Below are 26617 nucleotides of genomic sequence, written 5' to 3'. Positions count from 1 at the left end.
CCTTACCTTACCCGACGTGATCGAGGTTTCAACCGCGGTCCTGTCCGCCTATGGTGCCTCTCGTACCTTTCACAGCAGTCGCAAGCGGGGCGGAGCGGGCACGGGTGGACGTCGTGGGGCAGAGCGGAGGGCGTGCGGCGGAGCCCTCCGCCGGGGCGCCGCCCGTCCGGGTGCCGGAGCAGGCGCCGCGTCGGACGGTACGGCGGAACTCCGTACGCGGGCAGATCCTCGACGCGCTGCGGGCCGCGCTCGTGGGCGGCGAGCTCACGCCCGGCGAGGTGTACTCGGCGCCGGTGCTCGGCGAGCGCTTCGGCGTCTCCGCGACGCCCGTGCGCGAGGCGATGCAGCAGCTGGCGATCGAGGGCGCGGTGGAGGTCGTCCCCAACCGTGGCTTCCGGGTCGTCGAGCGGGGTGCGCGGGAGCTGGCGGAGCTTGCGGAGGTGCGGGCACTGATCGAGGTGCCGGTCATGCTGAGGCTCGCCCGTACGGTGCCGCCGGAGCGCTGGACCGAGCTGTCGCCGCTGGCCGAGGCGACGGTGCTGGCGGCGGCCGGCGGCGACCTCGCGCGCTACGCCGAGGCCGATCGCGCCTTTCACGGCGCGGTGCTCTCGCTCTCCGGCAACCGGCAGTTGGTGCGGGTCGCGGATGACCTGCACCGGCGGGCGCAGTGGCCCCTCGTCAGTGGTCCCGTCCCGGGCCGACGGGCGGATCTCGTCGCGGACGCGGCGGAGCATATGGCGCTCCTTCAGGCGCTGGTCGATCAGGACCTGCCGGTGGTCTCCGCGTTGGCCCGCGAACACTTCACGGGGGCCTGACCTTTTTGCGACATCCGGTGGGGGTGTCCTGGCCCGCCGCTACGCGGCGGATGTTTCCCACCCACCCGCCCGTTGCCCGGGTTGGGCCCGAGGCGGACGGGCCTAGGTCGCGGGTGTGAGGTGGGGCGAGAGCCAAGTGGGGACTCCGCCCAGGAGGCGGAAGAGGCGGGCGGCCTCGGCGCGGAGGCGGCCGGCCTCCGGCTCCGGCTCCGCGTCGGCGAGCGCGGCGAGCGCCGGCGCCGTGCCCACGAGGTAGCCCAGTTCCTCACGGAGCCGCAGCGACTCCGCGAAACCGTGCCGCGCCTCCGCCAACTCCCCGTCCCGCAGGGCGAGTCCGGCCAGGTGCCGCCAAGTGAAGGACAGGAGAAGGGAGTCGGCGCGCGCGGTGGCCCCCGCGTGCGCCCGCCGGTACGCCGCCTTCGCGGCCTGCGGCGAGTCGGCGACGTGCTCGGCGATCAGCCCCCGGCGGAAGTCGAGAAGGGGCCGGCCCGCCGCGTTGGGGGCGAGCAGCGCGGCCGCCCTGCCGAGCGCCGTACGTGCCTCGTCGGCCCGGTCGCGTACCCCCAACACCGTGGAGGCGTACGCGAGGTGGCCCCGCTCGCAGGCCGCCGCCCCGCGGTCGTCGTCGTCCTCGGCCAGCGCCTCCGCGGTCCGCAGCCCGTCCTCGGCCTCGGCCCAGCCGTCCCCGGTGAACAGGCAGCGCTCGACGAGCAGCGCCGCCCGCTGGAGCGCCGGCGCCGCCCCGGCCCGCGAGGCGAGCAGCGCGGCCGCGTCGGTCCAGCAGCCGCGCGAGCGCAGCCGCCATACCGCGGTCTGGAGTGGATCGTCCCCTGCAATCGTTCCGGTACCAGACATGGCGGTATGCGCCACGTTGCCCTCCCCGAGCACACCATTGAGCTGTTGAGTCGTGGGCGCATCTCAGCATGGATGGCGGTGTCCGGCCAAGAGGCTGGGTGAAAGAATTCACAAAGGGCGGGCCCGGGGAGGGCGCCCGGCCGACCGGTGTTCCGTCGGTCCCGTCCGGCCCCCGCCCGATTTCCTCAGCTCATCCGCAGCGCGAGGAAGAAGTCGAGCTTGTCCTCCAGGCGCGAGAGGTCACGGCTCGTCAACTGCTCGATACGGCCCACGCGGTAGCGCAACGTGTTGACGTGGAGGTGCAGCCGCGCCGCGCAGCGCGTCCACGAGCCGTCGCAGTCGAGGAACGCCTCCAGGGTCGGGATCAGCTCCGCCCGGTGGCGCTGGTCGTACTCCCGCAGCGGGTCCAGGAGACGGGCCGTGAACGCCCGGCGCACGTCGTCCGGCACGAACGGCAGCAGCAGGACGTGCGAGGCCAGCTCCTGGTGGCCGGCCGCGCAGACGCGGCCGGGGCGGGCGGCGGCGACCCGGCGGGCGTGCCGCGCCTCTTCGAGGGCGCCGCGCAGCCCCTCCGCCGAGTGGACGGACGCGCTGACGCCCAGCGTGAGGCGGCCGTCGCCGTCGAGACCCGCGGACAGCGGGTCGCGTACCGACTCCAGGAGCGCGTCGGCGAGCAGGCCCGTCTCCGAGCCGTCGTGCTCCGCCGAGACCGCGGGGAGCGGCAGCAGCGCGATGGCCTCGTCGCCGGTGTGGGCGACCGCGATCCGGTCGGAGGGCTCCGGTCCGGAGGAGAGGGGGTCGACGAGGATCTCCTCCAGGAGCGACTGGGCCACCGGGCCGCCCGCGATGTCGCCGCCCTCCCACTCCACGCGGGCCACCACGACCTGCCAGTGCGGGGCCGCGCCGAGCCCCGGCAGCAGCACGGGCGCCGCGACCCGCAGCCGCGCCGCGATCTCCGCCGGTGCCGCGCCGGTCTGCACCAGCTCCAGGACCTCCTGGGCCAGGCGGCGCCGCACCGTGCGGGCGGCGTCGCGGCGGTCCCGCTCCACCGCGATCAGCTGCGTGACGCCCTGGAGCAGGTCCAGCCGCTCCTCGGGCCAGTCGCCCGCGTCGGCCTCCACGGCGAGCACCCAGTCGGAGAGCAGCGTCTCGCGCACGTCGCGCGCGGCGCCGCCCGCTCCGCGGCCGCTGGGCCGAACGGGGAACAGCGAGTACGTCACCCCGTCCACCGCCACGCGGTGCGGGCCGCGCCGCCCGGTGCGCGTGGCCGCCAGGTGCTCCCCGGCCAGCCGCGCGCAGACGGGCCCGGACAGGGCCGTGCCGTCCGCGCCCGACCCGGCGATGGGGCGCCCGGCGGGGGAGAGCACCCAGGCCCGCAGGTCCAGGTCGGTGCCGAGCAGGTCGAGTACGACGTCGGGGCCGCCGCCCGCCGGGCCCGAGGTCATCAGGCGGCGGTGCCGGTCCACCACGGCCGCCAGGTCCCCGGCGCGCTCGCCGGAGACCTGACGTACGACGTGTTCGGTGATGGTCGCGAAGGCCACGGATTCGTTGACCGCGAAGAGCGGCAGACGGTGGCGGGCGCAGGCCTCGACGATGTCGGCGGGGACATCGCCCAGCTCGGCCTCACCGGCCGCCAGCGCCGCCACCCCCGCGCTCGCGAGGATGCGGACGAAGGGTTCGGTGTCCGAGGCGTCGCGGCGCCAGGCGAGCCCGGTGAGGACCAGCTCGCCGCCCGCCAGATAGCGGCTGGGGTCCCGCAGGTCCGTGGTCATCACACCGCGCACGGTGCGGTCCAGCTCGTCCTCGCCGCCGAGCAGCCGCAGGCCCAGCGCGTCGGTGTCCAGGAGTGCGCGCAGCCGCATGGTGTCGTCGCCGCCGATCTGTCTCGAAAGTGGTGTACAGGCAGGAGGGCTCTGCAGGGCCGGGGCCCTGTGCCGCCGGGTGTCCGCGGTTTCCGGGGGGATTCCGCGAGGTTACTGAGACCCGTTCTTCATACGAATCTACAAGACGCGCGGCTTGGCCAGCCAACTCCTTCATGGTTTCGGTGACTGACCCCATCGGAGGACCGGGCGGTGTACTTGCCCCACTCCGCGTTAACAGCAGATGAACGAGCAGTCGAGGGACGAACGGCCCGAGTGGCCGATACGGAATCCCTCGCAGCGAACGACCCTCGACACGAAGAAGAGAGCCTCATGGACTTCCTTCGCCCCGCCAGCTGGGAGGAGGCGCTCGCCGCCAAGGCCGAGCACCCCACGGCTGTGCCGATTGCGGGTGGCACCGACGTGATGGTCGAGATCAACTTCGACCACCGTCGTCCCGAGTACCTGCTCGACCTCAACCGCATCGGCGAGCTGCGCGACTGGGAGGTGGGCGAGGAGACGGTCCGGCTCGGTGCCTCCGTCCCGTACACGCAGATCATGGAGGAGCTGCGCACGGAGCTTCCCGGCCTGGCGCTCGCCTCGCACACGGTCGCGTCCCCGCAGATCCGCAACCGCGGCGGCGTCGGCGGCAACCTCGGCACGGCGTCCCCGGCCGGCGACGCCCACCCGGCGCTGCTCGCCGCCGACTGCGAGGTCGAGGCGGAGTCGGTGCGCGGCTCGCGCCTGATCCCGATCGACGACTTCTACACCGGCGTGAAGCGCAACGCGCTGGCCGCGGACGAGCTGATCAGGGCCGTCCACATCAAGAAGGCGGACGGCCCGCAGCAGTACTCCAAGGTCGGCACCCGCAACGCCATGGTCATCGCCGTGTGCGCCTTCGGCATCGCGCTGCACCCCGAGACCCGGACCGTGCGGACCGGCATCGGCTCCGCCGCGCCGACCCCGATCCGGGCGAAGACGGCCGAGGAGTTCCTGAACGCGGCCCTCGAAGAGGGCGGCTTCTGGGAGAGCAAGAAGATCATCACCCCCTCGATCGCCAAGCAGTTCGCGGAGCTCGCCTCCGGTGCCGCCAACCCGATCGACGATGTGCGCGGCACGGCGAGCTACCGCCGTCACGCCGTCGGCATCATGGCCCGCCGCACGCTCGGCTGGACCTGGGAGTCGTACCGCGGCAAGGGCCGCAGCATTGAGGGAGTCGCATAATGCGCGTGAACTTCACGGTCAACGGCCGTCAGCAGGAAGCGGACGACGTCTGGGAGGGCGAGTCCCTTCTGTATGTGCTGCGCGAGCGCATGGGCCTGCCGGGCTCCAAGAACGCCTGCGAGCAGGGTGAGTGCGGTTCCTGCACCGTCCGGCTCGACGGGGTGCCGGTCTGTTCGTGTCTGGTCGCGGCCGGTCAGGTGGAGGGCCGTGAGGTCACCACCGTCGAGGGCCTCGCCGACTACGCCAAGCACCGCGAGAGCGCCCACCCGGGCGGCGGCTGCGCCTCCGGCGCGTGCGGCACCTCGCTCCAGGACGCCCAGCAGTGGAAGGCCCAGGGGACGGACTCGCAGACCGGCGAGGGCGGCGAACTCTCCCCCATCCAGGAGGCGTTCATCGACGCCGGCGCCGTCCAGTGCGGCTTCTGCACCCCGGGTCTGCTCATCGCGGCCGACGAGATGCTGGAGCGCAACCCGCAGCCGACCGACGCGGACATCCGCGAGGCGCTCTCCGGCAACCTGTGCCGCTGCACCGGTTACGAGAAGATCCTGGACGCGGTGCGCCTCGCCGCCGCCCGCCAGGACCGTCAGGGACTCCAGGAAGGGGCGGTCTGACCATGGGCTCCACCCGTACGACCGGCGTACCCACCAAGCTCACCCAGGGTTCGCAGACCAAGGGCGGCATCGGCGAGTCGACGCTGCGGCCCGACGGCACCCTGAAGGTCACCGGCGAGTTCGCGTACTCCTCGGACATGTGGCACGAGGACATGCTGTGGGGCCAGACCCTGCGCTCCACGGTCGCGCACGCCGAGATCGTCTCGATCGACGTCTCCCAGGCCCTCGCGATGGACGGCGTCTACGCCGTCATGACCTACGACGACCTGCCGGCCGAGATGAAGAACTACGGCCTGGAGATCCAGGACACCCCGGTCCTCGCCCACGGCAAGGTCCGTCACCACGGTGAGCCGGTCGCCCTCGTGGCCGCCGACCACCCGGAGACCGCCCGCCGCGCCGCCGCGAAGATCGTCGTCGAGTACAGGGAGCTGCCCCTCATCACCGATGAGGCCTCGGCGACCGCCCCCGACGCCGTGCTCGTGCACGAGGGCCGCACCGACGACCACATGAAGCACGTACCGCACCCGAACATCGTGCACCGCCAGCCGATCATCCGCGGCAACGCGGACGAGGCGGCCAAGAAGGCCGACGTCATCGTCAAGGGCGAGTACACCTTCGGCATGCAGGACCAGGCATTCCTCGGCCCGGAGTCCGGCCTCGCCGTGCCCGCCGAGGACGGCGGTGTCGACCTCTACGTCGCCACCCAGTGGCTGCACTCGGACCTCGAACAGATCGCCCCCGTCCTCGGCCTGCCCGAGGAGAAGGTGCGCATGACGCTCTCCGGCGTCGGCGGTGCCTTCGGCGGCCGCGAGGACATCTCGATGCAGATCCACGCCTGCCTCCTGGCGCTGCGCACCGGCAAGCCGGTGAAGATCGTCTACAACCGGTTCGAGTCCTTCTTCGGCCATGTGCACCGCCACCCGGCGAAGCTCTACTACGAGCACGGCGCCACCAAGGACGGCAAGCTCACGCACATGAAGTGCCGGATCGTCCTGGACGGCGGCGCGTACGCGTCGGCCTCCCCGGCGGTCGTCGGCAACGCCTCGTCCCTGTCGGTCGGTCCGTACGTGATCGACGACGTCGAGATCGAGGCCATAGCCCTCTACAGCAACAACCCGCCCTGCGGCGCCATGCGCGGCTTCGGCGCGGTCCAGGCGTGCTTCGCGTACGAGGCCCAGATGGACAAGCTGGCCGCGAAGCTGGGCATGGACCCTGTCGAGCTGCGCCAGCTGAACGCCATGGAGCAGGGCACGCTCCTGCCGACCGGGCAGGTGGTCGACTCGCCCGCCCCGGTCGCCGAGATCCTGCGCCGCGTCAAGGCGCGTCCGCTGCCGCCCGAGCGCCAGTGGGAGTCCAGCGAGGGCTCCGACGTGCGCCAGCTGCCCGGCGGCCTCTCCAACACCACGCACGGCGAGGGCGTCGTACGCGGTGTGGGCTACGCGGTCGGCATCAAGAACGTCGGCTTCTCCGAGGGCTTCGACGACTACTCCACCGCCAAGGTGCGCATGGAGGTCATCAACGGCGAGCCCGTCGCGACCGTGCACACCGCGATGGCGGAGGTCGGCCAGGGCGGTGTCACGGTCCACGCGCAGATCGCGCGGACCGAGCTGGGCGTCGCCCAGGTGACGATCCACCCCGCCGACACCCAGGTGGGCAGCGCCGGTTCGTCGTCCGCGTCGCGTCAGACGTACGTCACCGGTGGCGCGGTCAAGAACTCCTGCGAGCTGGTGCGCGAGAAGGTCCTGGAGATCGGCCGCCGAAAGTTCGGCTCGTACCACCCGGCGTGGGCCACCGCCGAGCTGCTGCTCGAAGGCGGCAAGGTCGTCACCGACGGCGGCGAGGTCCTCGGCGACCTCGTGGACGTCCTGGAGGACGAGAGCGTCGAGATCGAGGCCGAGTGGCGCCACCGCCCCACCGAGCCCTTCGACCTGGTCACCGGGCAGGGCAACGGCCACGTCCAGTACTCCTTCGCCGCGCACCGCGCGGTCGTCGAGGTCGACACCGAGCTGGGCCTGGTCAAGGTCATCGAGCTGGCCGTCGCCCAGGACGTCGGCAAGGCGCTCAACCCGCTGTCCGTCCTCGGCCAGATCCAGGGTGGCACCACCCAGGGACTGGGCGTCGCGGTCATGGAGGAGATCATCGTCGACCCGAAGACCGCGAAGGTGAAGAACCCCTCCTTCACGGACTATCTGATCCCCACCATCCTCGACACGCCGACCATCCCCGTCGACATCCTCGAACTCGCCGACGAGCACGCCCCGTACGGGCTGCGCGGCATCGGCGAGGCCCCGACCCTGTCGTCGACCCCCGCGGTCCTCGCGGCCATCCGGAACGCGACCGGTCTCGAACTCAACAAGACGCCGGTACGGCCCGAACACCTCACCGGCACCTGAGCCCCGCGGGGGCCCCGGCCCCCGCGCGGTCCACCCCAGTTCTCCGAGCGGTGTGTGCCTCCCAGGAACGTCACACTTCCCTTCGCCCACACCGCTCGGTTCCCAACTCCCCCTCGTTCTGAGGGAGAAGTAGTCCGTCTCGGGCCGTCCCCCGGGTCGTGCAGCCCACGCACCATCCCAAATCCCGCAACTCCGCGGGTGCCCCTGTGAACCTTGGGAGTAGGCACCATGACCCAGTCGTCAGTGGAGCCCAAGACCACCGCAGAGGACGCGGGCCACGGCTCTCGCGTCCCGGCCGGCCGGTCTTGGCTCGATCGGTACTTTCACATATCCCGGAGAGGATCCACGGTCGCGCGCGAGGTGCGCGGCGGCGTCACCACCTTCATGGCGATGGCGTACATCCTCCTGCTCAACCCCCTGATCCTGTCCGGCAAGGACGCGGCGGGGGACACCATGGCCACCAAGGCCGTGATCACCGCGACCGCGTTCGCCGCGGCCCTCACCACGCTCCTCATGGGCTTCGTCGGCAAGGTGCCGCTCGCCCTCGCCGCCGGACTCTCCGTGTCCGGTGTGATCTCCTCGCAGGTCGCGCCCGAGATGACCTGGCCGCAGGCCATGGGCATGTGCGTGATGTACGGCGTGGTGATCATGCTCCTGGTGATCACCGGGCTCCGCGAGATGATCATGAACGCTATCCCGCTCGCCCTCAAGCACGGCATCACCATGGGCATCGGCCTGTTCATCGCCATCATCGGCCTGGTCAAGGGCGGCTTCGTCCACCCGGGCAAGGCGACCCCGCTCTCGCTCGGCCCGGCGGGTGAGCTCTCGGGCTGGCCCGTCCTGCTCTTCGCGGGCACCCTGCTCCTCATCTTCATGCTGCAGGCGCGCAACATCCCCGGCGCGATCCTGATCGGCATCGTCACCGGCACGATCGTCGCGGTCATCCTCAACGCCCTGGATGTCATCGACCCCAAGCAGTGGGCGAACGGCGCCCCCGAACTGCACGGCGGCGCGGTCTCGTCACCCGACTTCTCGCTCTTCGGAGACGTCGAGTTCGGCGGCTGGGACGAGGTCGGCGCGATGACCGTCGGCATGATCGTCTTCACGCTGGTGCTCGCCGGCTTCTTCGACGCGATGGCCACCATCATCGGCGTCGGCACCGAGGCCAACCTCGCCGACGACAAGGGCCGCATGCCGGGCCTGTCCAAGGCGCTGTTCATCGACGGCGCCGGCGGCGCCATCGGCGGTGTGGCGGGCGGCTCCGGCCAGACCGTCTTCGTCGAGTCCGCGACCGGCGTCGGCGAAGGCGCCCGCACCGGCCTCGCCTCGGTCATCACCGGCCTGTTCTTCGCGGCCTGCCTCTTCTTCACGCCGCTCACCGCGATCGTGCCGCAGGAGGTCGCCTCCGCCGCGCTCGTCGTCATCGGAGCGATGATGATGATGAACGCCCGGCACGTCGACTGGGCCGACCGCGCCACCGCCATCCCGGTCTTCCTGACCGTCGTGCTCATGCCCTTCACGTACACCATCACCACCGGTGTCGCGGCGGGCGTCATCTCCTGGGTCGCCATCAAGATCGCGCAGGGCAAGGCGCGCGAGATCGGCGCCTTCATGTGGGGCCTGACGGTGATCTTCATCGTCTACTTCGCCCTCAACCCCATCGAAGGATGGCTGGGCGTCCACTGAGGCGCTGAGCCCTCCGCACACCCGTAGAGCCTGAGGAGGCCGACATGCTGGACATCGCCGACGAGCTGAACCGGTGGGTCGAGCAGGGACGTGACTTCGCCGTCGCCACCGTGGTGGCGGTCGGCGGGAGCGCGCCCCGGCAACCCGGCGCCGCGCTCGCGGTCGACGCGGCCGGCACGGCCATCGGCTCGGTCTCCGGCGGATGTGTGGAGGGCGCCGTCTACGAACTGTGCCAACAGGCACTGGAGGACGGCGAGACCGTCCTCGAACGCTTCGGCTACAGCGACGAGGACGCCTTCGCCGTGGGCCTGACCTGCGGCGGAATCATCGACATCCTCGTCACCCCGGTCCGCGCGGACTCCGCGTCCCGGCCGGTGCTCGCCGCCGCACTCGCCGCCGCCTCCTCGGGGGAGGCCGCGGCGGTCGCCCGCATCACCTCCGGGCCCGCCGAACTCGTCGGCCGCGCCCTTCTCGTACGTCCTTCGGGCGTCTACGAGGGTGGGCTCGGCGGACATCCGGAGCTGGACCGCACAGTGGCGGGGGAGGCCCGCGCCCTGCTCGACGCGGGGCGCACCGCGACCGTGGAGATCGGCGAGGACGGCTCGCGGTGCGGCCGGCCGCTGGTGGTGCTCGTCGAGTCGAGCGTGCCGCCGCCCCGCATGATCGTGTTCGGGGCGATCGACTTCGCCTCCGCGCTGGTGCGGATGGGCAAGTTCCTCGGCTACCACGTGACCGTGTGCGACGCGCGGCCCGTCTTCGCGACGCCGGCCCGCTTCCCCGACGCCGACGAGATCGTCGTCGAGTGGCCCCACAAGTACTTGGAGAACACCGGCGTCGACGGCCGCACCGTGCTGTGCGTGCTGACGCACGACGCCAAGTTCGACGTGCCGCTGCTGCGCCTCGCGCTCCGGCTGCCCGTCGCCTACGTCGGCGCGATGGGTTCGCGCCGCACCCACGAGGACCGCAACAAGCGCCTGCGTGAAGTCGGCGTCACCGAGCTGGAACTGACGCGGCTCAGGTCACCCATCGGGCTCGACCTCGGCGCTCGTACGCCCGAGGAGACGGCCCTGTCCATCGCCGCGGAGATCGTCGCGGGCAGGCGGGGCGGCAGCGGGGTCTCCCTCACGGGGGCGCACACGCCGATCCACCATGACGGAACACGCGCTCCCTCTGGGCGGCTCGGGTCGGTGGCCTGACGTCCGGTGCGGACGGCGCTCAGCATGCTTCCGGCGCCGAGCTGAGGAGACGGTTCACGACCCGGGTGAACATTCGGCGGGCGGCCGCCGAGAGCAGGCCGTCGAGCAGGGTGGGCATCAGGCGCGGGCGCAACTCCTCGCGCCAGGCGATCCGGGAACCGGCGGGGCCGGGGCTCACCTCGATCTCCGCCCAGCCCGCGATGGCCGTACCCCGCTTCTCCAGGCGGCACCGCCCCGGGGCGGTGCCCTCCGGTGGCCGCCAGTCGACGACCTCCATGACGTCGTCGAAACCGAGGGGGCCGAGCCCGCTGCGGGCCACGAAGACCGTGCCCACGCGCGTGGGCGGGGCGGTGCGCACCGTGACGCGGGTCAGCGGGACGACCTCGCCGTGCCGCTCCCACGCGGTCAGGCGCCGCCATGCCTCGGCGGCGGGCAGGGACGTTTCCCCGGCGAATGCGAAGTGGGCCACGCCTCCGAGCCTAAGTCGTGTCCGGCCCAGGGGCTCAGCGGTAGATCTTGCCGGGCTCGGCCTTGCCCGGCGCGAGCAGCTGGGACACCGTCACGAAGACGTATCCCCGCTTCTTCAGCTCGGCGATGACGCCCGGCACGGCGGGCACCGTGCCCTTGTAGATGTCGTGCAGCAGGATGATGCCGTCCCGCTCCGTCTGGTCGATGACCCGCTTCTCGATCAGCTTGGAGTCATTGGTCGTGTAGTCCTTGGCCGTGACGGTCCACAGGACCTGCGAGAGGCCGAGCTCCTCGGAGATCTTGTTGACGTCGTCGTTGGTGCGGCCCTGCGGCGGGCGCATCAGCGTCGGCTTCTTGCCTATGAGCTTCTCTATCGCCTCGTTGGGCCGCTCCAGCTCCCGCCGCGCCTCGGCCGGGTCGATCTTCGTCAGGATCTTGTGCGACCAGGTGTGACTGGCGACCTCGTGCCCCTCGGCGTCCATCCGCTTCACGAGCTCGGGGTACTTCTCGATGTGGTTCTTGCCGAGCGTGAAGAAGGTGGCGGGCACCTTCCCCTTCTTGAGGATCTTGAGAAGTCCGGGCGTGTTCTCGCTGGGTCCCGCGTCGAAGGTCAGTGCCACGCACTTGGCCTTGCGGCAGTCGACCGTGCCGAACTCACCCTGATCCGCGGCCTTCGCCCCCGCGGCCGCCTTGCGGACGGCGCTGGGCGAGGTGGTGTCGAACTTGGCGCACCCGCTCAGGGCGAGGACGAGGGCCGCCCCCGCCGCGATGACGGATCCGGCGCGACCAGGCAACCTCTTCGGGGCGCGGGTCGTCTTGATGGCAGCGGTAGGGATGTTCACGGCGGGCATACAATCACTATACACACCGCGTATACAGCGAGTTTATAGAGGGCTGTGGGGAGGGCCTGTGTCCCGTCGCCTGTGCCGGTCGCCGAGGTAGTCGATCTCGGGGGAGAGCCGTTACGGCCGCCTACCGCTCGCAGGTCCGTAGTTGGCGGTCAGGGTTGCGGCGTACTCGTCCGGGACGGTCCGACCCGCGAAGGTCGGCGGGAGATGCGACTCCAGAGCGCCTGACACCTCCAGGAAGGGCCCGAACTGTGCGCGCCATTCATTGCGTGCGGCCACGTTGGGAAATCCCCCGAAAACTGCGACCTCGGGATCCCTTTCACCCCAACACCCCCATCTTCCGGAAGGCCCGGTCGCAGCAATGACGTTCGCAGAGATCGCAATAGACCCCATGGTGTCGCCGTCCGGCTCGTGACCGATCGCCGCCCAGTAGCCGTCCACGTCGGCCTCGACAGACAACGACAACGCTGGATACATCCGATACTCCGGAAGGTAGAACGCATCGCAATCCGGCTCAAGTACGAGCAGTTCGACGTGACTGTCGCCATGCCACCGAGCCATCGTGCAGAGCGCCGGCCAGAATTCCGGGGTGAGGACCGCATCGAACTCACAGAACAGCGAGCCCCCCACACTCTCATTGAAGACCCGGTCGGGCAGCCTGGCATCAAGATCGAAAGTGACTGCACTACGGGAGCGTACGTCCAGATAGTCGTTGCGATCCAGCACTATCGAACCAGCCTCTGTCATTGGTCCTTGCCCAGCCTGATCTTGATGTCGGCCTTCTTGGACCCAGGATTGTAGTAGTCAGCCGTCCATCCCTTGTAGCTGCTCGCCTCTGCCGATTTGTTCAGCATGCGGGCGCCGGGACTCGTGATGTCCTCATATTTCGATGCGGGCGGGCAGTTGCTGTTGTGAACGAATACCGGAGCCTTCCCCGCCAGCACGTAGTACGTGTGCTGCGCGGCCCCACTCTATCTGCGTATTCGCAGATCAGCGGTGGTTTCGGGTTCCGCTGGTGTCCGTGGTTGTGCGGGGGAATCCGTGGGTGTTGCCGTCGCTATTGCCGTTAGGAGTCGGGCGGCTGGCACTGGTGCCATTTCTCGCCTCGCCGGTCACCGCGCAGTTTGTCGGGCCACCGTGTACGCGGTTGGGCCGGTGAGCCCTCCATCTGCGCCGTCCCTCATGTCCAGGACATCGAAGCCGGCACCTTCCGCGTAGCGTTCCAGTTCGCGGGGGAACAGGACGCGCCTGCGGATCTCGTCTCGCGCCTCGTCGCCCGAGGGGAGCACCCAGTGCCGATGCATGGTGTTGATCTGGGTCCGCAAGTCCCAAGTGTGGCGGATGGCGACGGTGGCGGGGCCTCTCGGGGTGGCCACCGTGGCAGTGGTCGGCTCGCTCCGGGTGATTGAGGCGACGGGGGAACACAGCACGAGCAGCGCTCCTGGCTGGGCATGTGCCGCGAAGGTGGCGAAGACCTGGCTGATCGCCTCGTTGTCGTGTACGTAGGCGAGGCTGTTGCCCATGCAGGTCACCACGTCCATGCGCTTGCCGAGTCGCACTGCGCGCATATCGCCAGTGCGGATGTCCAGTCCCGGCCGGGCCTTGTGGGCGTAGTCGACCATGCCGGGCTGGAGGTCCACGCCGATGCACTCGAAGCGCTTGGCCAGGATTTCCAGGTCCCGGCCGGTACCGCATCCGAAGTCGACCCGCATCGTAAAGTGCCGAATCGCGGTACAGGAGGTTTGTGGCTTCCACGTGCTCGGCTTCCGTGTTGGGGCTGGTCACAGGCTTCGCAGTCCGACCTCCAGGGCGAGCACACCGCACAGCAGGTCGGGGACGACCGGCGCGGAGTCGGCGTTCCTCCCCGCCTTGGCGAGAGCCTTGCCGTCAACGTAGCCGAGGTCCACCAGGATGGACTCCTTCAGCCTGTCGTCCAGTACGGGCAAACCGTAGGGGCCGGTGTTGCGAGAAGCGGCTGTCGCCGCTGACCGTGACGTACGTCCACGCGGTCCTCAATTCCGCCCTGGAACACGCCGTCCGCGAGGACGAACTGACACGCAACGTCGCCCGGGACGTCAAGACCGCGACGCCCCGGCCAAGACGCTTCCAGCCCCTCACTGCGGCCGAGGCGCGGCAACTGCTTCAGGCGGCCAACAACGACCGGCTCCACGCCCTGTACGAACTCGCCCTGCGCACCGGACTCCGCAAGGGCGAACTTTTCGGCCTCCACTGGGAAGATCTCGACCTCGACGGCGGCACCGCCAGCATCCACCGCTCGCTCCAGCGGAGCCACAGCCAGGGTCTGACCGTCCTGCACACCCAGTCCTTGGCCTCCGAGCGCCGCATCGCCCTCCCTACCGAATGTTTCAGCTCCCTCAAGAATCCCCAGGAACGGCGGCAGGGAGAGCGCCAGGCGGCCGGAACGAGCTGGACGGACAACGGCCTCGTCTTCACCACCCCGAAGGGCAGGCCACTCGACCCCACCAACCTCACCCGCCGCTTCCGCCGCCTCCTCCACAGCGCGGAACTCCGGACGATCCGCTTCCACACTCAACCGCCACCCTGCTCCTGGAACAAGGCATCGACCTCGTCGTCATCAAGGAACTGCTCGGCCACGCCCACATCGGCGTCACCGCCGGCGTCTACGCCCACGTCCGACTCCGCCTCCAACGCCAAGCCATCGACACCCTGAGCGATGTACTGGCTGAGGGCGGCGACTCCGAAGAGCCGCCGCCCTCAGCGGTGGTCGTCCGCTGACGTTGCCGTCAGCGTTGCCGTCAAACGGCGTTATGCAGGACTCTGACCATCGGCTTCCACAGGAATACGGGCCACAGTCACTACGCCAGAGAACGAACTCTCCACCACAATGCGGTCACCGGGCGAATATACCCAGAGTTCCGGTACGGATTCCATGACGTCCGGCAGGTGAGAGATAGCAGATTCAAGCCCCATCTCTACACTCGGAACTGCCAGGCTCTCCCAGAAGAAGATTAGGCTGCTAGCTTTCGGGGCGAACTGTTGGATTACGGTGCTCAGCTCGATGGAACCCGACTCCATCGAGCTGAGCACCAAACCATCAGCCACCGCGCCCCAGACGATCGCACCGTCAGGGCTGCGCGGGTAATTGCCGAGGCTTTCACGCTCGTACTGGAGATGCTGATCCAGGTTCAGCAACTGCACACCCGGCCGCCCAACCCAAGTCAGCCGTCGGCCACCCTGCTGATCTGCACGAACCACTCGAACCATAGATCGGGGCAGGAGGTCCGGCCTGGTTCCGTATACACCGTCGAGCGTCACGAATTACCGCCAAGCATTCTCGCGAAATCGTCTTCTGTTCCATTCCATGGCACTGCCCATTTACGTGCAGAGTCACCCTTGCCGACTTCCACGTTGATATGGGGACCCTTCACCGGATCGTAATCCATCCTAAACCTCTTGAATTCGCCGTTCACCCGAGTGGTGAATCCCACTACCTTGCCGTAGGTCGTCGGCGCAGATTCGAGACGGCCGATGTACGGCTGCCGAGTAGCTGGATCAACCTCACCCAGCAGATCGAGCGCCTTGTTGCGAGCTTGTTCGAAGCTTTCAGAGCTAGGCAGGGTTATTTCCTTGCACGCTCCTCCGGAATTGTGAACAAGAACCGGAGTCTCACCCGCCAGCACATAGTACGTGTGGACGCCCTCGACGGTCAGGTTGTAGGTGCGCTGGTGGTCCTGGTACTGGCGAGCTGCCGTCACGACGACGCTGCGGCCGTCGTTCGTGCGAAGCGTCGTGCCCGGCTTGAGCTTTCCGGCTTCTACCCACGCCTTCTTGTTGGTCGACCAGAAGGGGTGCTCGTGTGTGGCCGTCAGCTTTTTGGTGCCGTCGGGTGTAGCGATGGTGAGCTCGGTGAACTGCTTGTCGTCATCGGTGACGATCGTCGCGGTGACTTCCCGTTTGCCGGTCTTCCCGGTTCTTGGGTCAGTTGCCAGGACCTTATCGCCGACCTTGACGTCCTCGATGTTCTTCTCTGCGCCGTCTGCCATACGGACTTCTGTGCCGGCGAGGAAGCATTTGCAGCCGGGGGGGAGTCCTTTCCCCGTCTTCTTTGATGCTTCTCCGCCCTCCTCTAGCGCTTTGATGCCCTTCTTGATCTGCTTCTTGAATGGCTTGAGAACCTTCAAGAACGGCAGATCCAAGAGCGTGCTGCCGCAAGCTACGCTGACTCCGGGATGGCGCCCGCATTCCTGCCATGACTGCACATCGGGGAGGATCGTCTCCTTCACTACTTCAGCTGCACCGCCGCCTGTGAAGAATTTCCGGAGATTGGGGTATATTCCTCTGTCCATAAAGCCGAATGGGTTGGGCATGCCAGCTTGAGTCATACGGCTGCTTCTGCTGGTTCTGTAGTGCACCGAGTTGTTTGCGCGCCCGCTGACGCGGTTCGACGAGACCACCTTGTTATAGGCGTTGATGCCGGCTTTGGCGGCCTGGTAGATGGCACAGGGAATGCAGCCGAAGAGACGCCCGGTCGGGTCACTGAAGGTGGCCGGGTTGCTGTTGCTGTAGGTGTAGCCGTTCATCTGCTGGGGGTCCGTCAGGTCCATGACGGGGTCGACAGACAGGAAGCGGCCGGTGGTCGGGTCGTATTCGCGGGCGCCGAGGTGGGTCAGTCCGGTGGAGGCTGTGTCGTCGGTGCCGCCGACGAAGCCCTTGGTGCCGGGCCAGGTCTTCGGGCTTTCGCCTCTTGGTCCGCCGAAGGGGAGGGCGCGGCGCTGGGCCAGCTTCAGATCAGCTGCGGCAATGGAGAGTTGTCCGGTGCCCTGGTGGTCCGCGGTGGTGAAGCTGATCGTTCCGTTGTCCTCCTTGACGGCCTGGTGGCCGCCGCCCAGGGGGGCGTAACGGGTGGCTTTGGCCTTCGTGGCGCCCTTGGGCAGGGTGACTTCGGTGTGGCCGAGGTAGAGAGTGGTCTCGGTCGGTGTGCGGCCGATCAGGCGGTTGCCCTCGGTGTCGTAGAGGTACTCGGTGACCTTGTCCTTGCCGCCCTGGACGGGTTCGCTGATCTTGGCCAGGTGGCCTTCGGCGTCCCAGGTGAGGGCCTGGGTGTCACCGCGCAGGGTACGGCTGGTGGTGTTGCCGGTGGGGTCGTAGCCGTAGGAGTCCTTGGTGGTGGTGCCTCCGGGCAGCTCTGTGGTGACCGAGGTCAGGGTGTGCGGCTGTGCGGTGCCCGGCTTGGGGTAGTCGTAGGTGCGTTCGGTGTTCTTGTTGCTGTCTCCGCCGACGTCATGGAGGGTTTCCGTGAGCCGGTTGCCGGCCTTGTCGTAGGTGTAGGAGTGCCAGTACGGGGCGGGTCCGCCGGTCTTGCCTGCGACCGGGGCGGTGGCGCATGTCTTGTCGCCCTGGGTCCAGGCTTCGGTCATCCGCCGCAGGTAGTCGTAGGTGAAGCACTGGGTGTCGGTGCCGGTGCGGGAGGCGTCCGAAACCGAGAGAATGTTGCCGGCTTCGTCGTAGCTGTAGGTGTTGTGCTGGTCGACTCCGCTTTGGTCCTGGCGGTCGACCCGGGACGTGGCCAGGCGCTGGGTTCCGTACTCGTAGCTGTAGCTGACCTTGGTCTTTTTGCCGTTGGTGCCGCCGAATTCATTCCATTGGGGTTTGCCGGTGAATGTGTAACCGGTGTCGGCTTTGAAGCCGTCGCCCAGAACGGATATGGGACGCAGTGTCTGCTTCTCGTAGGTGGTCGAGAAGCTGCCGGCGGGCAGGGAACCTGCTGCGGAGTAGCTCACGCCACCCACCAGCCCGGAGGGCAGATACGAGGTGCCGCTCTGATAGGTGCCGGCCAGCCCCTTCTCGCTGTCCGGGATGACTACGGCGGTCCTGGTCGGCCGGTACTGGGAGTCGTACTGGGTGACCTTTGAGGTGTAGGGGTTGCCGCCCACATAGCGGGTGGTCTCGGCCAGCTGGCCCTTGGCGCCGGAGATGGTGTCGTAGACCCACTTGGCGCGCAGGTCGCCCGTGGCGCTGCCTTCGCGTAGTTCGGTCTTGCGTCCCAGGTTGTCGTAGACGCTGGCCAGGGTGGTGCCGCGCTGGTCGGTGGTGGTGGTCAGCTGGCCCCGGTCGTCATAGAAGCTCTTGGTAGTGCCTCTGTCCGGGTCGCTGGCCTCTGTCTGGCGGCCCAACTGGTCGTACTTGTATGCCCAGCTGTTGCCCGCCGGGTCGGTGACCTTCTTCAGTTCGCCTGTGGGCGTGTAGGCGTAGGAAGTGGTGTCGTAGGCCGCGCTCGCGCTGCGGGTGTGGTGCTGGCGCAGCTCGGTCGCCTTGCCCTCGGCGTTGGTGAGGGTGGTGGTGGCGGTGTCGCCTTCGGGCGGAATGACGGTCGTACGGTCTCCGCCGTAGATGGTCTTGGTAGTGGCCAGGACCTTGCCGCCGTCACCGTTGCCGGCGACCAGTCGCTCTTCGACGGGGCGTTCCAGTCCGTCGTAGGTGATGTGGGTCTGGGACTCCACGCTCCAGGCGTTGTCCGGCTTGAACAGTTCGCGCTCGGCGGGCTTCAGCGCGTAGTAGGGGGCGAAGGCCTTGGCGGGCAGACCGCGTTCGTCGTAGAAGGTGTCAGTGAGAATGCGGCCGCCGTCGGGACCGGGAGCCTGTGTCTGACGCTCGCGCAGGAAACCGTCGTAGATCGTGTAGGAGGCGACCTGGCCGCCCTCGTTGTTCAGCGTCTGGGCGCGGACCGCGACAGGTTTGTTCTCCTCCATGAGGTAGGCGAATTCGTAGGTGGGTGTCTGGCTCGTCTTGCGGTCGGCCAGCCAGACTTTCGCGGAGCGGCCCAGCGCGTCGTACGTCATCGCGATGCGCTTGTTGTTGGTATCCACCCTGGTCATGGGCTGGCCGCGCAGGGGTTCCAGCTCGGTGACCGTGGTCTGCGCCGAGGCCGGGTCGGCTGCCTTGGCCGGCGGGCTGCTCTCGGTGACCTTTGTGGCGGTCCCGGTGGCCGGGCTGTAGGCGGTGGTGGTGGTGCGGCCGTCCTTGCGCGGGGTCCGTACGGGATCTGCGGTGCCGGTGACGGTGACGTCTGCCGTGAGGTCGGTGGTGGTCAGCTTGCGGCCGTAGCCGTCGAAGGTGGCGCCGGCTTCCAGGTAGGTGGCCTTGGCGCCGTCGTGCTTCTTCAGGGTCGCGGACGCGGTGGCATCGCCCTTGGTGGGCGCGGCCCCATATGCGCCGCCGTCGTAGGCGGTGCGGACATCAGAGATGACGTCCTTCGTCCGGTCGGGGGTGTCGGCGCACTTGACGGCGACACTCTCTTCCCGGGAAGGCAGCGTAAGGATGTTGTCGGCGGTGTTGGTGGCGTAGGTGGTGCGGGTGCACTGGTTGTCATCGGCCGTGCTGCTGTCGCCGAGGTCGTCGACCTGGGTGGGGCGGCCGGCGACGGTGTCGTAGTCCGTCGCGCTGGAGGTGACGCGCCAGTCGGTGCCCGCGCCGTCGTCCAGGGAGGTCCACTTCTTGGTGTGCGCGGTGCCGCTGAAGTTGGCGGTCACCGTGCCCCATTCACGGGTCTTCTTCGCGGTCTCGTGGTGCCAGGGCCGGTTCACCGTCTTGGCGAGGACCTTGCCGCCCGGTCCGGAATAGGTGACGGTCTTGTAGGAGAAGCCCTGTGCCGATTCGTGGTCGGTGATCGGGTCGCCTTCACCGCTGCCGAGGCTGACCGAGACGTTCTTTGTGCCGCCGGAAGAGTCCTTGCGGTCACCGTCCATGCCCCGCAGGAAGTAGGTGTCTTCCTGTGACTTGTACTGACCGTCGCCGCCCTGGCCGCCGGTCTTCGCTCGGACGTGGCCATAGCCGCGCCACTGGGACCAGCTCTTGAACTTCTTTCTGGTCAGACCGTCGTCATCGTCGTAGTGCCAGGCCGCGCCGCCCAGGTACTCGTACGCGGTCTTGCCGTCGGCTGCTCCCCCGGTCCGGTCCGTGGTGGTGGTGGAGGTGACCACGTACTTGTTGAACCAGTGGCGGTCCGGGTCGTCGCTGGCGTCTCCGCCGATGTACTGCGGGAAGCAGCGGGTGGCGTTCGTTTCCGGTGTCGGGAGGGCGTCGAAGTCGCAGGCCGGTGCGGAGTAGTTGACGGAGACCTGGCCGCCGGCTTCGTCGGAGACTCCGGAGAGGCGGGCCTTGATGTACGGCGCGTACCCGTCGCCCGTCTTGTCCAGCCGGTTGGCGAGCTGGGTGTAGGCGAAGGTGGTCTTCGGCACGGTGACCACGGGCTCGGCCGTGTGTCCGGTGCGCTGCACGGAGTCGAGCAGCAGCTGGTAATCGACGTCTGCCGTGCCCCATTTGTGGGCCAGCTTCCAGGAGTCGATCTTGCTGTAGGTGTCACCGTTCAGGACTTGGGTGGTGACGCCGGTCAGCCGCTTGCGGGTGAAGAACGAGGGGGACAAGCGCCCCTTGTCACAGTCCTCGCTCTCGGTGCAGTTCAAGTCCCAGGGCGTGTCGTACCAGTAGAAGGCGTCCTTGCCGATATCGCTGCAGTCGGTCTTGGAGTCCGGCAGGCAGCGTTCGGACGTGGTGAAGTCGACCTTCGCCAGGGGCTTCGTGCCGTACATCGAGGATGACTTCAGCCCGTACTCGATGTGATCCAGCACGCCGCCACGCACGTAGCGGGTGTTGTCCTTGGCCTTGAGGTTACGGCCGTAGGAGTTCTTCTCCTGGTCGTAGTAGTAGGCCATGGCGTTGCCGTGCGGATCGACGACGTAGTCGAGGTTCCACCGCCAGCCCTGCTGGCACCAGGAGTCGGCGAAGGTGTCCTTGTGGCACTCTTCACCCGTGTTGTTGCCGAAGACCGGCGTCGTCCACGCGGAGTTGGTGGCGGGCTTACCGTCCGTCCAGCCCGGCAGCCGGTTGTACCCGAAGTAGAACCGCACTCCGTGCGGGTCGGTCAGGCGCCAGTACTCGCCGTCGTTGTCCCCGTTGCCGCGTTCGGTGGAGGACATGCGGACGATGCGGGACCCGTCGTCCTGCTTGAACTTGTACTCCTGATCCGTCTTCTTGTTGCCGTCGGCGTCACCGGGCAGAGGGACCAGTTCACCGCCCTTGCCGTTGAACGTGATGAACGCGTTGTCATAGCCCCAGCACTGGTCACCGGGCTCGTTGCCGTTCGCGTCCTTCTCACCGTCGTCCGAGCACGGCTTGTAGCGGCGCTCGATGTAGCCGGACCACAGGTCGAAACCGTCGCCGGCCCAGGAGGACTGATTGTTCGTGCTGCCGGTGCGCCCGTCGATCGACCCGGAAGAATAGGACAGGCCCACCTGCGGCTGCAGGTCCCCTGGCACCTTGGGAACCGGCATGTCATACGCCCACGAGAAGTCACCCGTGTTGAGATTGGTGTCCCACGTGGCAGACGGCGAGAGCGAGGTCGCCTTGTAGTCGCCGCCCGCGCTCTTCTCGTCCGCGACCGCGGCCAGAACGGTGGGACCCATGGCCCGCAACGTCACCGCGTCCGCCGTCAGCGTCTGCTTTTCGGTGTTGTTGACGGTGCCGACGGGTTGCGGGGTACGGCACTGCTGCTTCTGCGGGGTCTTCAGTACGCAGGCCGGCAGCTTGACCAGGGTCAGCCGGGAGCCGTAGCCGCCTCCGAAGGCCTCCGCGAAGCCGGAGTAGTCAACCGCGGCCCGCACCTTGCCGGCCGCATCGCCCTTGGCATCTCCGGCCTCCAGCGAGAACAGCACGCCGCGCACACCGGCCCGCTCCGCCGTCCTGCGGTCCAGCACCCGCGCCGTGACATCGCCCCGCGCAGCCGGTGGCGTGGCCGCCTTGGCGCCGCGGCCGCCCCTCTTGGTGTCGGCAGCCTTCGGCGTGCCCACCGCCAGCGGCAGTCCCTTGGCCCTGACGGACACCCCGGCGGTCTTGGCCGCTGCACCGGGGATGTCGATCACGGCCGAACCAGGCTTCGGCCAGGCAGCCTTCGGCGCCTCCTTGGGCGTCTTCGGACCCTTGGACGCCAGGCGAGGTACGGCCTTTGCTCCTTCCCGGCCCTTGACCGGCTTCTCTGTCGAGGCCGTGGTTGGCAGGCCGTCGCCATCTGCCGCCGCCATCGGTGCGCCGGCGGCCTGCAGCAGTGTGCCCACCATCGCAGCCGACACTGCCAGGGCCGCTCTTCGCCGCAGTACGGCGAACCGGCGCGCTCTCGTTATGCCGTTCATCTTCAGCAATCAATCCTTTACGGCAACACCGGCCCGCACGGCTGTGCGGCAGGGCGTTGACAGGTCAGTAAGGAACACATGGCGGAGGTGTGCCGGGAAGGAGGAGGTCACTCCCCGGCACACCCAGGTCAGCTGTCGCCCGGTACGTCGGTGGGCAGACCGAAGGAGGAAGTGGCCAGCTTGTTGACCTGCTCGTCGGACAGAGCGCCCTGCAGCGTCCAGACGTCATCAACCGTGCCGGCGAAGTAGGACCCCGCAGCGTCGCCCCTGGCTCTGCCGACCTGCAGAGACTTGAGCGCCGAGAATGCCAGGGCGTTGTCGGCCCAAGAGATCAGGTCCTGGCAGGCGGTGTCATCCGCATCGCCGTCACCGTCCACGTCACCACAGGCGGATTCCTGCAGTCTCCCGTTGACGTAGAGGCGGACTTCCTTGGCGAAGCCGTCGTACACCACCGCAAGGTGGTTCCAATCAGTGACGGATTCGAACTCGGTATGCGTCACTCGGGTGACCGGAGCGTCCGCGCTGTCCTTGGCCGGGAGGGTGAGCTCCCAGCGGCCCAGCCCTTCCTCGGGATCCTTGGCATCGGGCACAAAGCGGACCTCGAAGGCGCTCCGCGTGATGCCCTCACCGCTGATCACGGCCATGTCGTGGTCCGGGGCGGCAGCCGCCTTGGCCCAGGCCGTGACGGTGAAGCTGGTCTTGGTGTCCATGGGCATCGTGGACGTGGCCGCATACGCATCGGTGCCGTTCAGCTCCAGCCCCTGCGCGTCGATCCAGGCGGCACCGAGCTTGGCGCCACCATTCAACTTCATCGGGCGCTTCTCCGCCGAGAGGTCCGGCGTCGTCGCGGGCGTCGTGCTGCTCGCCTCCTCGAAGTTCCAGCGGCCCTTGACCAGCGGACGCTGGCGGAACATCTGGCGGACTTCTTCGGACGAGACCGGCCGGTCCAGCAGGCGCACGTCGTCGATGCTGCCCGGGAAGTGGTTCTTGACCTGGCCGCTGTAGCTGCCCGCACCGAGATACATGGACTGATCGGCATAGAACGCACCGGACAGCGGCACCGATCCGGCCTTGCTCCCATTGACATACAGGGTCAGCGTGTCGGCGACGGTGTCATGCACACCTACTAGATGTGCCCATTCCCCCACATATGCCTTGTCTTCGTCCGGCTGCATGGCACGGATGGGGGTCGCATCTGCCGCGTCGGCGGAGTACTGGTTGACCGCCCACCGGTTATAGGTGGAGGAGTAGTACAACTCGAAGCCGGGACGCTCCTTGCCGGCCTGTGAGGCGATGACCGCCGCACCGTCCGGCTTCTTGTCCAGCTTGGCCCAGGCGGAAACAGTGAAGCTGCGCGAGGTGTTCACATGCGGGCCACTGGTCCGGCCGATCTTCGCGTAGGCGTCGGCGCCGTTGAACGCGACAGCCTTGCCCGCCACTCCGGGCACGCCCGTGGTGACGTCTCCCTTGTACTGGGCGGGCAGCACGCCGCCGTGACCGGTGATCTCGGTGGCATTCGCCGCCTCGTCCAGATCGAAGACAGCCAGAGCCGGACGGCCCGGATCGCCGATGGTGTCCCTGGCGTGCAGCTTGTCGACCTCGTCCTGCGCCAGCGGCTTGTCGAAGAGCTGCACCGCGTCTATCGCACCAGGAAAGAAGGCCGAGGGCGCACCGCTGTAGGAGGCGGCTCCGAGCTGCAGGCCCCGACGTGCCTCCCACGGCTTGTCATAGGCCATCTTGCCGACCAGCTTGCCGTCGACAAACAACTCCAGCACGTCACGCGAGGAGTCGTAGGAGCCGATCAGATGCGTCCACTTCCCGGCCGCTACACCGCCGGGCTTGTCCGCCATCGCACGAGCGATCCCCGCCTCCGCAGTATCGGACTTGTACTGGTTGAACGCCCAACGGTCGTAGGTCTTGGAGTAGTACAGCTCGAAACCAGGACTGTGGTTGCCCGGCTGGGTAGCGATGACCGCCGCACCCTCCGGCATCTTCGACAGCTTCACCCACGCCGACACCGCAAACCCGCGGCTGGTGTCGACCACCGGAATGTCGGTGGAGGCATAACCATCAGTACCGTTGAACGACACCGCTTTGTCCTGCACGCCTTCCGCGCCCGGAGTGGCCCCGCCATGCAGTTGGGCCGTGCGCGGTGGCGTCGACCCCTTGGCCTCGGGCGCGTCGGCGGTCTCGTCCAGCTGCCAGGTCGCTCGCTCCGGCTGACCGGCCTTGACCCGGTACTGATAGGTACGGATCTCACTGCCGTTGCCGGCGGAGTCGAAAGCACGGGCGGTGATGAAGTTCAACCCCGGCCTGCCGGGCAGCACCTTGGCGATCTTCGCTGCGCCACCGGACGTAGTGACCTTGTGTACCGGCGTCGGGTCGGTGTTGATGCCGTACCAGTACGACGTCACATCGCTGTTGGCGGCCTTCAGCTCAAACGAACCGTACTTGCCCACACCATCTAGCCACGGGTCCTGCGGATTCTCCGGGTCGGATTCCGGGTACTCGCCCGAGGACACGGCAGGGGCCTTGGGGACCTTGGTGTCGTAGACGAAGTAGCAGGCCGTCGGGCTTCCCGCGTAGGACCACGGTGAATACTGCGCACCGTCGTGCACGCGCGCGTACCAGTTGATCTCCTTGTTCTCGGGAATCGTTGAGGGCAGCTTGATGGTGAACTCGGAGCCGGAAGACTTTGCCGTGGTACGAGCCGGTTTCCAGCTGCCCCCGTCCCACTTGGCCTGTACCTGAAGTGAGACGGGGTCGCGGTCGGGGTCGCGTACCTCATTGACGGAGATATTGCCACGCGTGCGCACGCGCGCGGCGTTCCCGGAACTCTTGCAGGTGCCGCCGTACTGCATGGTGAGCTGGGAGGCCTTGAGCTGCGGAGGTGGACGGTTGTATGTCACCCGAAGAAACGCCTTGTCCGAGAACCGCTTCCAGCCGTACGCGTCCCCTTCATCCGCCGCCTGAAGGCCGAACGTCATGGTCTTGTCCCGGTTGTCGACGGCATCCTGGACGGCCGTCTTCACCGAAAACTCCGCATCCTTGGCAGAGCAGCCGTTGAATCCGTAGGCGAACGACTTCGATGACAGCTTCTTGTTCCAGAAACCCGACCGTGTCTGTGAGTTCCACGTCGTGGACGACGAAATGTCGTCGGTTCGCCACAGCTCCACGGTGCGGTCCGAGCAGGAGGCCGACCACGTGTTGCGGACGACGAACTCGGCCTTCACGATCGACTTGCCCGCGTACTTGGAGATCGGCATGCGATAGAATAGCCGCTTGGTGTCGTGCGGCTGGCAGTAATACCAGTTGCAGTATCCCAGGCCCGCATCGCGATCACCGTTGAACTTCCACTGCGGCGATCCTGCCCAGTACTTCGACGCCATCGTCCAAGCCGTGGCCCGCGGAGCGTCCCACTGCGGGTCGATGAACACCGGGTACGTGGTGTCCTTCCCCTTAAGGACATCAGCGTCAGGCGTCAGCACCAACTCCTTGCCGCCAGAGGGCACTTCCACCTCGACTGGGGCAAGCTTTCCGGACTCGCCCGCTGCAGGCTCTCCCCCGGCCACTGCCGAACCGCCCCCAGTGGCCGCCACTGCCTTCCGCGGCATCGCCCGTGCGCTCGGCGAGCTGGCCGAACCCGTGCTGGAGTCCCACATCATCGGCTTGGGCGCCTCGAAGACCACGCCCTTGGCCCCCTTGTCAACGGCCTGGAGTTCGCCTTGGGCGGTCTCCTTCACCTCCATACCATCGGCAGCTACCTTGAGCCGCAACTGCGTCAGCTCCGGGCTCTCGGCTGCCTTGGCCGACTTCACCACCAGCAGTTGCGTGAAGCCGTTCTCCTGAGCCCCCATCCGCAGATCCACACCCGGCAACACATCGGCATAGGTGGCCGTCGCGCCCTCGAGCCGCGGTGCGGGCAACTTGCCCGGCCAGGACAGTGCGAGCTCACGGCCGGCCTTCGTCATCCGCACCAACGGCGCATCGCCGCCCCCGGAGAACTCCAGACCCACCGTCGTCACCTTCGGCGCCACGGTTCCATCAGCAGACTTGGCGAGATCGGTGTCGACCGGCTTCCACCCCTTTCCCAGGCGGGCCCGGACCGGCCTCAAGTACTCCCGCCCCTCCAGGTTGCCGTCGGGAGTCGCATACACGTCGCTCGACTCACTGCGCTGAGAGAGCACCTCGACAGGCTTCCCCGTGCGCTTCGCCTCGATCAAGGCGGCCTCAGCGCTGGCCTCCCCGTCCGGGGCATCCTCGTCCTGGGTCTTCGCCGCTGCCGGCTCAGGTACGGACGCCACGGCCGCGGGCGCCGTCGGGACCAAGGTCGCAAACACCGCCACACCGACCAGACCTGCAAGTACCCCGGTCCCGCCGCTGCCGCGCGAACGCGTACGCCTCCACATATCCCACCCCGCCATGTCACATAGATGAAGATCCCTTCACAAGGGAACTGACACGTGACTGTATGCAGCAAATAAGTAGCGAGACAG

At 68.1% G+C, this 26617-nt stretch carries 16 protein-coding genes and 2 pseudogenes; 7 read left to right on the top strand and 11 right to left on the bottom strand.

What is annotated here, in order from left to right; translation table 11 throughout:
• Positions 1–50 precede the first annotated feature (50 nt).
• Positions 51–815 carry a GntR family transcriptional regulator gene (locus ACWDVB_RS00215; protein WP_451513268.1) on the top strand — a complete coding sequence of 255 codons (765 nt, stop codon included), beginning with the start codon at positions 51–53 and terminating at the stop codon, positions 813–815.
• A 102-nt stretch (positions 816–917) separates the two neighbouring features.
• Here the strand turns inward: ACWDVB_RS00215 and ACWDVB_RS00210 are convergent, their stop codons facing one another.
• On the bottom strand, positions 918–1670 hold the full coding sequence (locus tag ACWDVB_RS00210; protein WP_451513267.1) for a hypothetical protein: 753 nt from the start codon (positions 1668–1670) through the stop codon (positions 918–920).
• Between the two features lie 185 nt (positions 1671–1855).
• Complete coding sequence (locus ACWDVB_RS00205) at positions 1856–3532, bottom strand: PucR family transcriptional regulator (RefSeq protein WP_451513266.1); 1677 nt, start codon at positions 3530–3532, stop codon at positions 1856–1858.
• Positions 3533–3862: 330 nt separating this feature from the next.
• Between ACWDVB_RS00205 and ACWDVB_RS00200 the strand changes: the two genes are divergently transcribed.
• The 5 genes from ACWDVB_RS00200 (at position 3863) to ACWDVB_RS00180 (ending at position 10639) form a co-directional block, all read left to right on the top strand.
• The gene (locus ACWDVB_RS00200; RefSeq protein ID WP_451513265.1) at positions 3863–4753 is read left to right on the top strand and encodes an FAD binding domain-containing protein; all 891 of its coding nucleotides are present in this window, start codon (positions 3863–3865) and stop codon (positions 4751–4753) included.
• Positions 4753–5364, top strand: a complete 612-nt coding sequence (locus ACWDVB_RS00195; protein ID WP_451513264.1) for a (2Fe-2S)-binding protein — start codon at positions 4753–4755, stop codon at positions 5362–5364. Before ACWDVB_RS00200 ends, ACWDVB_RS00195 begins: the two co-directional genes overlap by 1 nt.
• 2 nt (positions 5365–5366) lie before the next feature.
• Positions 5367–7757: a xanthine dehydrogenase subunit D gene (pucD, locus tag ACWDVB_RS00190; protein ID WP_451513263.1), complete on the top strand. Its 2391-nt coding sequence runs from the start codon at positions 5367–5369 to the stop codon at positions 7755–7757.
• Between the two features lie 228 nt (positions 7758–7985).
• Positions 7986–9443, top strand: coding sequence for an NCS2 family permease (locus ACWDVB_RS00185; protein WP_451513262.1), 1458 nt, complete (start codon positions 7986–7988; stop codon positions 9441–9443).
• A 44-nt stretch (positions 9444–9487) separates the two neighbouring features.
• Positions 9488–10639, top strand: coding sequence for an XdhC family protein (locus ACWDVB_RS00180; RefSeq protein ID WP_451513261.1), 1152 nt, complete (start codon positions 9488–9490; stop codon positions 10637–10639).
• A 19-nt stretch (positions 10640–10658) separates the two neighbouring features.
• Here the strand turns inward: ACWDVB_RS00180 and ACWDVB_RS00175 are convergent, their stop codons facing one another.
• The 6 genes and pseudogenes from ACWDVB_RS00175 to ACWDVB_RS00150 all read right to left on the bottom strand — a co-directional run bounded on the left by ACWDVB_RS00175 (position 10659) and on the right by ACWDVB_RS00150 (position 13901).
• Entirely contained in the window at positions 10659–11108 is a 450-nt protein-coding gene (locus ACWDVB_RS00175; protein WP_451513260.1) for an SRPBCC family protein, read from the bottom strand.
• Positions 11109–11142: 34 nt separating this feature from the next.
• Positions 11143–11958: a polysaccharide deacetylase family protein gene (locus ACWDVB_RS00170; protein ID WP_451513259.1), complete on the bottom strand. Its 816-nt coding sequence runs from the start codon at positions 11956–11958 to the stop codon at positions 11143–11145.
• Positions 11959–12069: 111 nt separating this feature from the next.
• A complete protein-coding gene (locus ACWDVB_RS00165) occupies positions 12070–12702 on the bottom strand; it encodes a hypothetical protein (RefSeq protein WP_451513258.1) in 633 nt (210 codons plus the stop codon).
• Positions 12699–12899, bottom strand: coding sequence for a hypothetical protein (locus tag ACWDVB_RS00160; protein ID WP_451513257.1), 201 nt, complete (start codon positions 12897–12899; stop codon positions 12699–12701). Before ACWDVB_RS00160 ends, ACWDVB_RS00165 begins: the two co-directional genes overlap by 4 nt.
• Before the next feature lie 168 nt (positions 12900–13067).
• Positions 13068–13740: pseudogene (locus ACWDVB_RS00155) on the bottom strand (class I SAM-dependent methyltransferase).
• A complete protein-coding gene (locus ACWDVB_RS00150; protein ID WP_451513528.1) occupies positions 13737–13901 on the bottom strand; it encodes a hypothetical protein in 165 nt (54 codons plus the stop codon). The pseudogene ACWDVB_RS00155 and the gene ACWDVB_RS00150 overlap by 4 nt, the downstream one beginning before the upstream one ends.
• 8 nt (positions 13902–13909) lie before the next feature.
• On the opposite strand from ACWDVB_RS00150, the pseudogene ACWDVB_RS00145 reads away from it, so the two are divergent.
• A pseudogene (locus ACWDVB_RS00145) lies at positions 13910–14712 on the top strand (tyrosine-type recombinase/integrase); the annotation flags it as partial.
• Positions 14713–14742: 30 nt separating this feature from the next.
• Here the strand turns inward: ACWDVB_RS00145 and ACWDVB_RS00140 are convergent.
• The 3 genes from ACWDVB_RS00140 to ACWDVB_RS00130 form a co-directional block, all read right to left on the bottom strand.
• Positions 14743–15135, bottom strand: coding sequence for a hypothetical protein (locus ACWDVB_RS00140; RefSeq protein ID WP_451513256.1), 393 nt, complete (start codon positions 15133–15135; stop codon positions 14743–14745).
• A 113-nt stretch (positions 15136–15248) separates the two neighbouring features.
• On the bottom strand, positions 15249–22049 hold the full coding sequence (locus ACWDVB_RS00135; protein WP_451513255.1) for a polymorphic toxin-type HINT domain-containing protein: 6801 nt from the start codon (positions 22047–22049) through the stop codon (positions 15249–15251).
• A 200-nt stretch (positions 22050–22249) separates the two neighbouring features.
• Complete coding sequence (locus ACWDVB_RS00130) at positions 22250–26545, bottom strand: LamG-like jellyroll fold domain-containing protein (RefSeq protein ID WP_451513254.1); 4296 nt, start codon at positions 26543–26545, stop codon at positions 22250–22252.
• Between the last annotated feature and the right edge of the window lie 72 nt (positions 26546–26617).

This window comes from Streptomyces sp. NPDC003379 (genome assembly GCF_053589195.1).
The sequence above is the reverse complement of the archived record's forward strand: the minus strand, read 5'-3'. Positions and strand labels throughout refer to the sequence as shown.